This window comes from Nostoc spongiaeforme FACHB-130 (assembly GCF_014698475.1).
GTDB classification, from domain to species: Bacteria; Cyanobacteriota; Cyanobacteriia; order Cyanobacteriales; family Nostocaceae; genus Nostoc_B; species Nostoc_B spongiaeforme.
This window is the reverse complement of sequence record NZ_JACJTB010000012.1, coordinates 15017-28648: the sequence shown is the minus strand read 5'-3', so window position 1 is coordinate 28648 and position 13632 is coordinate 15017. Positions and strand designations below refer to the sequence as shown.

Sequence of the window (13632 nt, the reverse complement as noted above, 5' to 3'; positions counted from 1 at the left end):
TTGTCATTCGTCATTGGTCATTTGTCAGTCGTCATTTTGACTCTTGACTATTAACTCTTGACCATTAACTAAACAGAACTGCTGCGATATCGCTGTAGTTCATTACGCAATAGGGCAATTTCGGCGCGTAGTTCGTCAATGTTGGCTTGCAAATCAACTGGGTCTTCTCCCACTGTTGTGGTTTGACCAACATTAGCCGCCTCTGCTGCGCGATTTGCTCTGGCTGTGACTTCTTCTGTAAACTGACGCAGTTGCTCTCTGGCTTCGGCATCAAATTTACCTAACTCACTTAACGCATCAGTCAAGGCGACTTCTAGGCGCTCGTTAATCACTTCCGCTACTGCTCTGCCTACAAAAAAGGCTTGTAAAAGGGGGTTACTCATAAATTTTTGTTACGCTCGTCCGCAAGAGAATTATAACTTGCTCCTATGCTTTGCCGCTTCTATCTGAGAGTTTGGAGTTAATTTTACAGGTTTAAAGTTACACCCTTTACAATTCTTTATTATAATCATATAACTATGTATTTATTAGTCACTTATAAAACATCAGATTAAGAAAATCTAAAAAAATCAGTTAATTTAGTTTGATGATGTTGTTTTTGGATTGGTTAATTTTTTATTTCCACAGCTAAATATATATTTACATTTCTTAGTTTAGTTAGAATTTTAAATATTTTTTCTGCTTAAATGAAAAATAAAATGCTGAATTTTGTTTAAGTTTTAAAAATTACAGCATTTAAGAGATTATAGTAGCAGATATTCAATAATAGTATTTTATCAAGATTGGCATATTTCTTTTAAAAAATTATGTCCATCAAGTTTTGCTGTTTACCCAAAAATATACTTGGTAAGTTGACTTTAATTTTTGTTGCTATTAGTTTTACTCTTAGCAGCTGTACACCAGAAAGAAGAGCTATGCTCAGAGCTACGGCGGAAAACTTTCGTAATCAAGCTTCTGAGGCAATTAATTCATATAGAGAGATTAATCAATTGCAACTGAGAGATTCCACCAGGGATGATCCAGAGAAAATGATTGAGGAATTATTAAATAATCCTATTCTGGAAGATAATAATAATGGTGGTATCAATTTTCAAGAGTTAGATTTAATTATTTTAGGAGAAAAAAAGCAACCAACAGAACTGGATACAACATTAAACAATTTACAGGCAGAATATGATCAAGTTGTTGAGATATTTAGCAATCTAGAAGCAATTGATTATGGTAGTAGCAAGATAGTAGCACAAACGGCTCGACCAGCAAGGTGTTTAACGGTGAAAATGCTCCGTTTAGCGAAACTTTTGCAAGAAAATCCACCCAAGCCAAAAAATCCTGAACGAGCAGATATTGGAGCCGAGTTAATTAAGTTGCGTCAAGCGTATAGACAAGTGGATATATCAGATTCCGAGAAGGAAGCAATTGAAAAGCAAGTTGGTGTGTTAGTTAATCAGTGGCGCAGTTTGGATGTTGAAGAAAAGGAACTGATAGAAGCAGCGATCGCTAAATTTATAGTAGCAGCAGATAAAGGGCAAAGACTATCCAAACTCATTGACGAATATCCCCATCTTAGCTTTGATGTGGTGGCGGCGAGAATTACCCAAATCTTAAATTTAACTACAGATGTCACTGGGAATAATTACAGTTCACTCAGAGGCAGAATTAATATTGTTGAGCAAGAAATAAAATCGGATAAAACCCTGAGTAGTTTCTTCATTGATGTTGTTAACGGACAATCTCAGCCTGATAAATCTCAACTTAAATGCCAAATTTAGCAAGATGAACACTATGAATAATCAGCCTGTGAATAACATTATAGCTGTGGTTGGCAACAAAACAATAGAGAGTTTAGCTACAATTATTCAACAGTTACAAACAGAACCTAAAGATAGCATTGACTTATCAAAATTGCAGTCTACAGAAGATGAATTAGAAGATATTTTACTTATGCTGCAATTTGAATTAAAACAAGCTAAAGATAAAAGTAATTGGGATTTGGTGAATACCTTAAGACCAGCAATTCAAGAATGTAAATATACCATTGATAGCGTGAGAGCCGCAATTATTAATAAAATTGTGATTGAAGTTAATTCTGATAATTTCGCTGAAATGCAGAAAATTTTGGCGAATATAGATGAAGCCAGTAAAACTCAAACGCAGATTAATGTGGCAATTGGTTTATTTGGCTTTGTGCGGAGGCTATTATCTGGGAGGATTTTGCTTTAGCAATTTATCTTATCCCCACTGATAACTGGCACAGAACTTAAACTAATACCCCGGACAAAAATATCTACACAAGTATCAATATATTCATCATTGGTATAACTCTTGTATTTGAGTTTAGCATTATGACAGAGCATACCTGCTAGCAGCATTCCCGTAAACATATCAACTGCGGGTGTGGGGTCAAGTTCCGGTCTGACTGTACCATTTTGCTGACAAGATTTGAGATAAGTAATGAGTTTTTCGCTTAAGGGTTGAGCCGCTTCTTGAATAACTTGTTTAGCTGCTTCTGGATGACGTTTAGCTTCGCCAATGAAAGTACGAATTAAGTCTTCTTGCGCTTCTAACATGGAGTTATAAAGTTTGGCATAGTTTCTCAAATCAACACTGAGATTTTGTGTCCAGGTTTCGGGATGAGCTAAAGCTTCTAACTGGAGTGCTACAGCATTTTCAATAACTGCTTTCAGGAGTTGTTCTTTGCTGGCAAAGTGACGAAATAAAGTAACCTCATTCACGCCAGCAACACGAGCTATTTCGCGGGTGGTTGCGCCTTGCACACCTAAACTGGCAAATACCTGTGAGGCTGCTGTAATTAAACGTGTGCGGGTGAGGGTGGATGAACGGATGTTTTTAGTCATTTTGCTTGCAAGTACTTACTTGCATTATATTTAATGTTGAAAAAGGTTTTATTAAGCAACTTACTACAATATTTAGCAAGCATTTGTAAAGTAATAACAGACTGATACTACGGAGATTAATAAAGTTTTACGAAATTCCTATCTACGTGTGTAACGATGCTTAACGCCGATGGGGAAATATTCGCGATCGCCTGTTGCGGTTAAAGTTACCTGTGGTGTTTGATATTCTGGGGGGACATAATTAGCAAACTCACCGTTGAGGCGTAAAAGTTGCGCCAAAATCGACTCGGTGATAACTTGGCGTTTGTCTTCACTTTCTTCAACATCGGGTGCGAGTTCTACAACTACAGATAAAAATCGGTTCTTGTCTGCATCTTCTTTGACTTGCAAGACGAATTTACCTGTTACCCAGCCTTGTACTGCGGGTTGTTCTAAGCCGACAGAGACATTTTCGGGATAGATATTGGCACCAAAATAAGACACCGTAAAATTAGAACGTCCAAAAACGTAGACGAAAGGTAAGGGGTGTATTCCTCTGGGGGTTTTGAGTGCTGAGTTTTGAGTGCTGAGTGTTTCTAGTGGGTTGAAGTTCCAGGCGGCGAGAAATTCTAGCATTGCATCGTAGGTAATAATTCCGCCAGTGTCGAGGATGTCGTAACGTACTAGGGGAATGCCATTATCGCCAGAAAATAATAATGAGTTATTCTGCACCTCAAAAAAGCGACTGGTGGGGTCATATTGGACTAATGTGGGTAGACGAGATTCGCCGAATAAAGTTCTAGCAGCATCGGGGTTATTCGCTAAGAAACGGCGAATGCAAATACTCAACGGCGTTTCATTTCCCAACACCCCAGCATCCGCAGTTCCATAAAGTGAAGCGAAATCATAACAAGGGTTTTGGGAACCTAACCTGTCACCAACTAAACTGCGCCATTCTTCGCTGAATACTTCTCCCGCCATAACTAGTTTGATGTGATATTGTGACCACTGCACACCACGACTTAAACCAGTATCAATAACATCTTTGAGAAATGGCGGATATCCCAACAGAACCACTTGTTCAAAGTTTCCCCCTAATTCCTGAACGACGCGCAAGATTTCTTCTTTGTTGTTACCAGGAGTAATAAGGGTGATGGGATAACCTTTACTCGCTAAATAGCGACAACAATTTGTCGTGAACATTCCTCCTACCCAAGTTCCCAGGGTGAAACAAACTACAGCCAGGGTGCGTCGAGTATCTGCAAAAAAACTATCATGAAAAATTTGCTCAAAGCGGACAGCAATTTGCAGTTCATCGGTGAAGAAGCGAGGCCAAAATGTGGGTTTACCTGTGGAACCAGAGGAAGCGGCTATCATATCGCACTCTGCTAACTGTCCATTACGGCACAAATCAGGCAGAGGATAACGTTGTATATAATTTTCTTTAGCGATCGCAGGTAATTGCTGAAAATCTTCTAAACTTTGAATTGTCGCTGGATTAATGCCTCTTTCGGCTAAAAATGCCTTGTATGCTGGCACATTCGCCGCCACATCCCGAAACAATGTTAAGACTGTTTGTGAACTAACAGTGTTGTGATGTCTCTGTAGTAGGGTTTCTATAGGAGTAGAGATAAAGTCTGTAAATGCCTTAATACTGCGCTGTTGTTGGGAATTGGCGTTCATAAATCTATATGCAGTCGTTGAATATCAAGCTAGATTTGATTTTAAACGCACTGGTAAACGCGAAGTAAGGCTGAGTGTTCAGTTGGCTAAAAACTTTACTAACTAATATGTCGTACAGCCAGTTTAGTTTGCCAAGAGTTATTCAAGATTAGGACTTACGTAGAAGTATGAAAAAACGTAGACGCGCAAGCGGCTTCCCGCAGGGTACCGCAAAGGACGCAAAGGACGCAAAGGACAAGAAGTTCTAAGAGTTTAAGAAAGTTCTTGCTTAAGTCCTAAAGATTTCAACCTGACTCTTAAAAGGTCGTTTAGGACAATGTGTTGCAGATACCATTTATGGAACTGTTACGACTGGCACAGTTTGGCGTTTTCTGCGGTTGCAAGACAGTACAATTACTATTGATTTGACTGAGTATCCCTTACCACCAATAGAGTCTATTTTAAGAAGATTGGTGTATATGGTGAGCTGTCCGTAAACAGAACTACCTCAGCTGTAGTAATTTATAAAAACCCTACCTTATCCTTCAGCACCATGCAGGTTTATTGCAGTAAACAACACGCAAATTTTGAAAGTAATCGGTTTTGTACCTCTTGTGGTGAACCGTTACCGCTTGCGGTTGGGCAGATTGTTAATCAACGCTATCAAATTATACGTCAGTTAGGGCAGGGCGGTTTCGGACGTACTTATTTGGCGGAAGATAAACAAAAAGCGAATCAAATGTGTGTGCTGAAGGAATTTGCTCCCCAAGTCCAAGCACAGCAAGATTTACAAAAAGCCAAGGAGTTATTTGAACGGGAAGCCAATGTACTGAAGCAACTCCAGCACCCGCAAATTCCCCGGTTTCATGCTTCTTTACAGGTGCAGTTAGGCAGTAAAGATTTTTTCTTTTTGGTGCAAGATTATATCCAGGGTGAAAATTATTGCCAGTTATTAGAACAGCGTCAAACCCAAGGACAAACTTTTAGTGAAGAAGAAGTGATTCTGCTGCTGCAACAAATTTTACCTGTGTTGTCCTACATCCACTCTAAAGATGTTGTTCACCGGGATATTTCACCCGATAATTTAATTTGGCGACGTTCTGACCATTTACCTGTATTAATTGATTTTGGTGGGGTGAAGCAGTTACCCGCTTCCCAAGGCTTTTGGTTTACTAAGTTAGCCGTGAATCATACTTTGTTAGGTAAAAAAGGCTACGCACCAGAAGAACAGATTCGCCAGGGAAAAGTATTTTTAAGTAGTGATTTATATTCTTTAGCGGTGACGATACTCGTATTATTAACAGGGAAGGAACCGCAAAAATTATACGACAGCTATCAAGGGCTGTGGTATTGGGGTAAGGAAATTAAAGTTAGCCCCAAATTAGAATCGGTATTGAAAAAGATGCTGGCTTATAAACCAAGCGATCGCTATCAAACAGCCGAACAAGTCCTCAAAGATTTACCATCGCCTGCTGTCACCCAACCCAGCAATCCTTATATTACCAAGTTAAAAACTCAAATTGTTGCCCCTGGGCAGAAACGCGCTAACGCTATTGTCAGTAAAATTCATCAAAGAACTCAAGCTGTCAGCCGCAAATTACCTTTACCTATGTGGTTACGTCCCTTTGCTGTGAGTATGGCGGGGACAGCCATAGTCGGGTTAACCGTGGCGGGAACTTGGGCGGCGGTAAATGCGGTTGTGCGGGGTATCACATCTATCAGCATACCTTCCATTTCTCTGCCCACAATGCCATCATTACCGAATCCCCTAGCGCAACCAGTCAGTAACAAAGGAAACGGGGATGTGATGGCGCGTCGCCAAGAATTAGAAATTTCTGAAGTCTTCTTTATTCGTATGGTAGACTCGTTGTTTTATAGCCAAAAGCCGGAAATGCAAGGGCGAACCATCACCTCAAAATCAGAAGATAAGGCTTTGCGGGATGAATGGTTGAGAATTGCTGATGACTTGTTGGATAAACTAGAACAGGCTGAACTTAGTCCCGCCGCCCGCCGGAAATTGGGTAGTTATAGTCAACAAGATTACGAAAGATGGAGACAGCAAGCCAGAAGTGGAAAGTTCGGTGACTATACAATGAGTCAGTTGAACAGAGAAACCAATCAAAAATTTGAAGAGTTATTTCCCGGAAAACAACGGGAGAAACAGAACCAACAAACTTACGGTCAAATTTGGTATGCGATCGCGGCTGATAAAGTTAGTAAAATACAATCGAACAATTAGTTAAGGTGTCAGGGTGATGATGGGGAGACAAGGGGGACAAGGGAGACAAGGGAGACAAGGGAGACAAGCACACATGACAAATGACAAATGACAAATGACTAAATTTTATTGCTCTAAAGGTCATGTAAATCCCGCAGGTAGTCGGTTTTGTCTCCAGTGTGGTGAAAATTTGCAAGAGATACCTGTAAGTTATGGTATCCAACCTGGGTTAACTTTAAGCGATCGCTATGTAATTGTTCGTCAACTCGGACAAGGTGGGTTTGGACGCACTTATTTAGCGGAAGATATCAACCGTTTCCGCGAACTTTGTGTTTTAAAAGAATTTTCTCCCCAAGTGCAAACAGCCTACGTGCTGCAAAAAGCCGAAGAACTGTTTCAGCGCGAAGCCAGCGTTCTCTATAAATTGCAACATCCCCAAATTCCCCGCTTTCGGGAACTGTTTCGCACAAATCTTCAAGGTAAGGAATATTTGTTTTTAGTCCAAGATTATGTCGAAGGACAAACTTACAATTCCTTATTAAACACCCGCAAGCAGCAAGGGTTACGATTTACAGAAGTAGAAGTCAGACAACTATTACAGCAAATTTTACCAGTTTTAGATTATATTCACTCCCTGGGTGTAATACATCGAGATATTTCCCCAGATAATTTAATTTTACGCGCCGCCGACCAACTGCCAGTCTTAATTGATTTTGGTGGTGTTAAACAAGTAGTCGCCACCGTAGCTTCTCAATATTACCAACCAGATGCAGCAGGTCAAATGCCTGCACCAACCCTACTAGGAAAAATCGGTTTTGCACCATCAGAACAAATGCAAACTGGTGCAGTATCTCCCCATAGTGACTTATATGCGTTGGCAGTCACCATATTAGTATTATTAACAGGTAAACAACCGCAAGAATTATTAGATAACTACACCCTAACTTGGAAATGGCATCAAGAAGTTAGTCTGAGTCCGATGTTAGGACAGGTGTTAGACAAAATGTTAGCACCCCGACCAAGCGATCGCTATCAATCTGCTAGTCAAGTTCTGTACGTCCTGAACCCAACACCAATTAACTACCCCATCACTCAACCACCAGTACCACCAGCGCCAGAAACATCTGCAACTGTCGCTGTCTCTCCTTCTCCTCATATCAACTCCACACCACCCCGCCCAATTTCGCCCTCTCCCGCACCTATTCCCCAAGCCAAAAGTCGGTGGACAACAACGAAAACTTTTATGGCAACATTAGCTGTAGTGGGTGTGATTGGAGCTGTTTGGATAGGCACAAATCGCAATCGTGGTGATGGTGGAAATGTCGAACCCACACCCACACCAACAGTTACTCAACCTGTGGATGCTTCCGATAATTATTCCCCAGAAGAAAAGCAACGCAAAGAAAAATTAAGCGATCGCCGTCAAGCACTGGGAATTGATCAAGACTTTTATATAAACGTGGTGAATCAAATTTTTTGGCGGAGAAATCCGAGTTTACAAGGACGCACCCTCAGCAATAAACCAGAAGATGAAAGTCTGCGGGCGACTTGGGATAAAACTGCGGATGAATTATTAGGTAAACTAGCCTTTCTCAGCGACCAATCCCGACGGCAACTAGGGAATTATACCGCAACCGACCGCGATCGCTGGAAAGCTGCCGTAAATAACATTAACGTTGGTAGTCGCGCTTTATATGATTTAGGCGATGCAGCTTTTTACCGCGTCTTTCCCGAACAACGTGGACGAGATTTTATGAAGGAACCCATCGGTCAAGTTTGGCATGGGTTTGTGAACGATCAACTAAATGCTATCCTCAATGGCAATGCTTTTGCCAAGATTGTCTTTGATACAGGCGCAACAAGTGAAACCGTCAGTGGAACTCTCAAACCAGGGAATGGTAAAGTCTTCATTGCTGGACTAGCCAAAGGGCAAACCTTAGACTTAAATCTCAAAGCTAGTTCTAAAGTTTTGTTATCAATTTATTCCCCTTCTGGCAAACTCAAACTCTTAGAAGACTCAACAAAACGCACTTTAACTACAGAGCTACCAGAAAAAGGATACTACGAATTTGTAATTGTTTCTACAGCCGCAACCCCAGTAGATTATCAACTCACCATCTCTGCGGAAAGTCCCATCCCTGTGGAGACACCCACAGAAACACCCACAGAAACACCCATAGAAACCCCCACACCGATAGAAACACCTACAGAAACGCCTACGTCGGTGGGAACAGAACAGAAACTTTAATAGAGACTAGAGTTGGGTAGAGGAACAGAACCCAACATCATCAAAACTGTTACCTGTCACCTATCACCTGTTCCCTACGATAAGTCATTCAGACGACTCCATTCATTCCAAGAGCCGTCGTAATTGCGAACATTTGGATAGCCTAGTAAATACTTTAAAACAAACCAAATATATCCAGAACGTCCACCGATCGCACAATAGGGGAAAATTTCTTTATCAGGTGTAATACCTTGGCTGGTATAAAGATTTTTTAACTCAGCAAATGATTTAAAAGTACCGTCCTCATTCAGTGTCAGGATATGCTCAAGATGAACTGCGCCGGGGATATGTCCAGTGCGTTCATTGGCTTTGGGTGGTTGGTTAAAAAACCACTCGCCGTTGTATTCTTGAATTGTGCGGACATCTAACAAAATGCTTTCCTGTTGATGAATTGCCGCTTCAACTTCAGAATGTAAGACCCTCAAACTATGATCAGGCGCTTGGGGTTGATAATCAGTGGTGGGAAATGTAGATAACTCAGTTGCGAGTGGACGATTTTCGGACTGCCATTTTTGATAGCCACCATTGAGAACTCGAACATTATCATGACCACAGACTTTTAATAACCAAAAAATCCAGCCACCTATACCGGGATAATTGCCATAAGCAATAACTGTTGTATGATTAGTGATACCAGAGCGTGCCATGAGTTTGGCAAAAGCGATCGCATCTAAATTAATTTTGAAATCTGGTAAAAGTAAGTCTGTAAAAATATTCCAAAATACAGCACCCGGTAGATGAGCATTTTTGTAAGGCTCTGGACTTGTATCTACTTCAACAATGCGAACATTCGGATCATCGAGATGATCTGCTAACCATTGAGTATCAACGATAACTGATGGATAAGCGTAATCAAAATTGGCAGTCATAGTTAATTTATCCCAAAATCTACACTCAAAACTCAGCACTCAGCACTCAGTACATTGCTCTAAGATAAATTTGGGGCGATATTACTTCTAGACCTCGAAAGTGTACAATTTGCCTATGGTTGCATTACAAGATATATTTCGGGAAATTGCTCAAGCTCAAGATGAACAGACATTGCGATCGCACATATCCACAGATATCAGTCAGTATTTTGCCGCTACACGCAGTGGGCTGTTTTTCTTTGATCAAACTCATCTGATTGATAAAGCAATACTAATTGCCTTATCACCCCAATACAACCCAGTCGCACGCTACTTACTAGAACGCCACGCCCCAGTTCACGAAGCCTTAGTAGTCGAACCAAAAATATGGAAATTGATTTGTCCCCGTCCTGATCACTATCATGTCATGGCCGGGCCAATTGTCAGCACTGGTAAATTAATTGGTGCATTAGGTTTTACCCGTCAACAAAATGTACCTGCATTCGATTCGCAAAATCTCACAGATTTGAGTGCGATTTGTCTGCATATTTCTACTTGGGTAACAATGACAAAACCCTCACATCCACCTTTAAAAATAGCAAATTTAACGCCTAGAGAAGTGGAAATTGCTACCCTAGTGGCGCAAGGGTGTACCAATGCAGAAATCAGTCGTGAATTGTGGATTACTCAAAACTCTGTTAAACAAGCTTTAAAAAGAATGTTCCGCAAGCTAGAAGTTTCATCTCGCACTCAAATGTTGGCAAAGCTCTCTACAGTTACCCAGTTCAAACAACTACCAAAACAGTAATTGTAATTTCCATCATGTAAATATAAATTTTGGTATTTCTTTAGATGAATTAAGAAATAGTAAACATTGATCAATCTCAAAATTGAGAGTGTTCATACCAATTCACTAAAATTCTGATACAGATCCAAACCCAGAAACCCTTGTCAAATCAAGATTTATTAATTGCGTTAGCGAAGCGGTAGCGAGCCTGCGAGCGTCATTGCAAATTGCGTTAGTGATGAAGGAGCGTCATTGTGAATTGGTATCAGATCCCCGACTTCTTTAAGATTTTTATAAATTGCATAAGAAATTCTGAATTAAGCAGTTAACTGTCTTAAATGTCTGATTTTATTTAGTTTAATAATTTTAACTGTCTTAAATGTCTGATTGTGTGACTTATTTCCTGATTTGTAAATTAAATTAAAGCAACAGATAGGTGTTTAATATATTGACAAACACAAATTCATTGAATAGCATTGTGGCATAGTTATCGCATTTGGTTTTTCACAAAATCAAGATACATTGATGACTTCTTAATGGTTCCCTATGTCTACAATTGATTCAGCGAATCAACATGAACAATAAATAAAAACGCACTAAATTCGTCAGGATATTGAGGAAATATAGCAAGTCTAAAATAAGGCTTTGATGCACACTAAACAGCTTCTAAAAAGTCTCTGGCCAGATTTTAGACTTGCTTTGGAAATTTCTCTGTAGAAATCCTATTTGATTTCTGAAGACGTATATATAAGAGTAGCTTGACTAGCTTTGAGCTAGTGAGCTTGGGAATGTCCATAAAAGCCGCACTCAAGTAGGGTATGCGATCGCATCAGCGTCACGCACCCTACTTGACTAGTACTGGTTCTTGCGTAGGTAACGCAGAGACTGTGAGTGGGTCGTAGCCTAATTGTTGAGTAATTCGTTGTCTAGCTAAAACGCGGTACTCCCAAAAATGTTCTCCAGCAGCGCATAGTCCTAAATACATATTCAGAACTTGCGGTTTTGTCAGCAGAATTGCCCAGAGTTGTTGCCAGAACTGCACACGAATTTCCGGTTGACGTAAGCCTTGAAGCCAGATTAACTGAACAACAAGCCGCAATGCCTTTCCTGGAGAAAATTGCATAGTTTGTTTTCGCCCTGCGAGGGAACCAAGACTCAGACATTGCTGAAAACAGCGTCTTAGATAGTTTCTGGGTTCATATAAATTCCATAAGCCTTCTACATATTCTCTAGCAATTTCATCAATGGAGCGTGTAGGGATGAAATTCATTAAGGTATTCTGGTCTCCCACTTCAGTTCCACCAATACCCTTACTCTCTAACAAACGCTGCTCTTTTTGTAGACGGTTCCACAAAGTAGTATTGGGCAAAGCTTGAAGAATGCCCAACATTGGTTGAGGAATATTGGTTTGTTCGACAAAAGCTTGAATTTGTTCTCCTGCGCCTGGGCGTTCTCCATCGAAACCGAGGATAAACCCTGCATAGATGAGTATGCCTGCTTGATTAATCTTTTGACAGGCTTGCACAAGAGGATTACGAGTATTTTGCAGTTTTTGTGTTAACTGCAAACTTTCTTGGTCAGGCGTTTCTATACCGAGAAAGACTGCATAAAAACCTGCTTCATTCATTAATTGCAACAGTTCTTCATCTTCGGCTAAATTCACAGAAGCTTCAGTGATGAATGTGAAGGGATATGAGTGTTGTTTCATCCAAGGAATCAACTCTCGCAAGAAACGTTTGACGTTCCGTTGATTGCCTATAAAGTTGTCGTCAACAATAAACAGTGACCCTCGCCAGCCTAAATCATACAGAGCTTGTAACTCAGCAATGGTTTGCTGAGGCTCTTTTGTGCGTGGTTTGCGACCGTAGAGTGTAATAATATCGCAAAACTCGCAGTTAAAGGGGCAACCGCGAGAAAACTGGATAGCCATCATTAAGTAAGCATCCCGTTTTAGCAAGTCAAACCGGGGCATGGGGCTTTGGCTGACATCCGGTTTTTCGAGGGAGCGAAATATTCCTTGTTCTTGGCCTTGATTGAGGGCTGCTAAAAATTGAGGAACAGTTAATTCCCCCTCATCCAAAATTAAATAATGCGCTCCAGAGTTCAAAGCATCTTGTGGAATAGATGTTGGGTAAGGGCCACCAACTGCTACTTTTTTACCTAAGCGCACTGCTTTGTGAATCAGGGCATGAAAATCTGGTTTCTGCACCAGCATGGCCGACAAGATGACGATATCGCACCACTCCCAATCAGCTTCTGTTTCCAGATTGACATTGCGATCGCAAAATCTAATTTCCCATTCTTTGGGTAGTAGTGCTGCAACTGTGATAATTCCTAGTGGCGGTAAAACGGCTTTAAGTCCAGCGATTTCCATGAAGCGATCATAAGACCAAAAGGACTGGGGAAACTGAGGGTAGAGCAATAATGCTTTCATAAAATCCTAGTTGCAAAACTTCTGCTATCTCGCCCGAATTTCTCACGTATGGGTAGCGGGTGTGGTGAGTTTGGGGAGAGAGGGGAGTGTGGGGAGTGTGGGAAGAGAGGGGGGAAAGATTTCTTCATCATCCTCCCACACCTCCCACACCTCCCACCCTTCCCACACCCCTGGATTTCTCTCTTGTGAGAAATCCAGGCTCGGACTCCCATCAATAGCCAACATCATCAGTTTGGGAACTGATATGTTGCTCCAAACAAATTAACGCCTAATCTCTGCACTACAGGTTTGGCATATAGGCATGATAAAAATAATAAAAGACTTAATTTGTTTTAGTCTTTTAAATTAGCAATACATTTGTCAGAAGATTGAGAATATCTTCTTACTAAATGAATCAACAAAGACATCTTAAATACTACAACTCAGAAGGCTGTTCCTTTCTCTGTCTAAAGTTATAACAACCTAAAATTCATAGTCTACAGTCAGAATATTAATTGAAGAATAATTCAGAAGTCAAAATCAAGAATATCACCAAGAATGTAATACCAAATTCTTGCTCCTG

11 protein-coding genes are annotated in these 13632 nt (G+C 40.6%); 5 read left to right on the top strand and 6 right to left on the bottom strand.

The window, feature by feature from the left end; genetic code table 11:
* Nucleotides 1-68 precede the first annotated feature (68 nt).
* The gene (locus tag H6G74_RS11655; protein WP_190589789.1) at nt 69-383 is read right to left on the bottom strand and encodes a DUF6825 family protein; all 315 of its coding nucleotides are present in this window, start codon (nt 381-383) and stop codon (nt 69-71) included.
* A gap of 423 nt (nt 384-806) precedes the next feature.
* Between H6G74_RS11655 and H6G74_RS11650 the strand changes: the two genes are divergently transcribed.
* Nucleotides 807-1769 (top strand): hypothetical protein, encoded by a 963-nt coding sequence (locus H6G74_RS11650; protein ID WP_190967830.1) that lies wholly within the window; start codon nt 807-809, stop codon nt 1767-1769.
* A gap of 13 nt (nt 1770-1782) precedes the next feature.
* Nucleotides 1783-2220: a hypothetical protein gene (locus tag H6G74_RS11645; protein ID WP_190967829.1), complete on the top strand. Its 438-nt coding sequence runs from the start codon at nt 1783-1785 to the stop codon at nt 2218-2220.
* Here H6G74_RS11645 and H6G74_RS11640 read toward each other — a convergent pair.
* The gene (locus H6G74_RS11640; RefSeq protein ID WP_190967828.1) at nt 2217-2855 is read right to left on the bottom strand and encodes a TetR/AcrR family transcriptional regulator; all 639 of its coding nucleotides are present in this window, start codon (nt 2853-2855) and stop codon (nt 2217-2219) included. The genes H6G74_RS11645 and H6G74_RS11640 overlap by 4 nt on opposite strands.
* Before the next feature lie 138 nt (nt 2856-2993).
* Entirely contained in the window at nt 2994-4517 is a 1524-nt protein-coding gene (locus H6G74_RS11635; RefSeq protein WP_190967827.1) for a phenylacetate--CoA ligase family protein, read from the bottom strand.
* Between the two features lie 532 nt (nt 4518-5049).
* Here H6G74_RS11635 and H6G74_RS11630 point away from each other — a divergent pair.
* The gene (locus H6G74_RS11630; RefSeq protein ID WP_190967826.1) at nt 5050-6735 is read left to right on the top strand and encodes a serine/threonine-protein kinase; all 1686 of its coding nucleotides are present in this window, start codon (nt 5050-5052) and stop codon (nt 6733-6735) included.
* A gap of 94 nt (nt 6736-6829) precedes the next feature.
* Complete coding sequence (locus H6G74_RS11625) at nt 6830-8962, top strand: serine/threonine-protein kinase (protein WP_190967825.1); 2133 nt, start codon at nt 6830-6832, stop codon at nt 8960-8962.
* 74 nt (nt 8963-9036) lie between these two features.
* Here the strand turns inward: H6G74_RS11625 and H6G74_RS11620 are convergent, their stop codons facing one another.
* Nucleotides 9037-9870 carry a sulfurtransferase gene (locus H6G74_RS11620; protein WP_190967824.1) on the bottom strand — a complete coding sequence of 278 codons (834 nt, stop codon included), beginning with the start codon at nt 9868-9870 and terminating at the stop codon, nt 9037-9039.
* A gap of 115 nt (nt 9871-9985) precedes the next feature.
* Between H6G74_RS11620 and H6G74_RS11615 the strand changes: the two genes are divergently transcribed.
* The gene (locus H6G74_RS11615) at nt 9986-10657 is read left to right on the top strand and encodes a LuxR C-terminal-related transcriptional regulator (RefSeq protein ID WP_190967823.1); all 672 of its coding nucleotides are present in this window, start codon (nt 9986-9988) and stop codon (nt 10655-10657) included.
* Between the two features lie 823 nt (nt 10658-11480).
* Here H6G74_RS11615 and H6G74_RS11610 read toward each other — a convergent pair.
* The gene (locus H6G74_RS11610) at nt 11481-13070 is read right to left on the bottom strand and encodes a B12-binding domain-containing radical SAM protein (protein ID WP_190967822.1); all 1590 of its coding nucleotides are present in this window, start codon (nt 13068-13070) and stop codon (nt 11481-11483) included.
* Between the two features lie 42 nt (nt 13071-13112).
* On the bottom strand, nt 13113-13298 hold the full coding sequence (locus tag H6G74_RS11605; protein ID WP_190967821.1) for a hypothetical protein: 186 nt from the start codon (nt 13296-13298) through the stop codon (nt 13113-13115).
* Between the last annotated feature and the right edge of the window lie 334 nt (nt 13299-13632).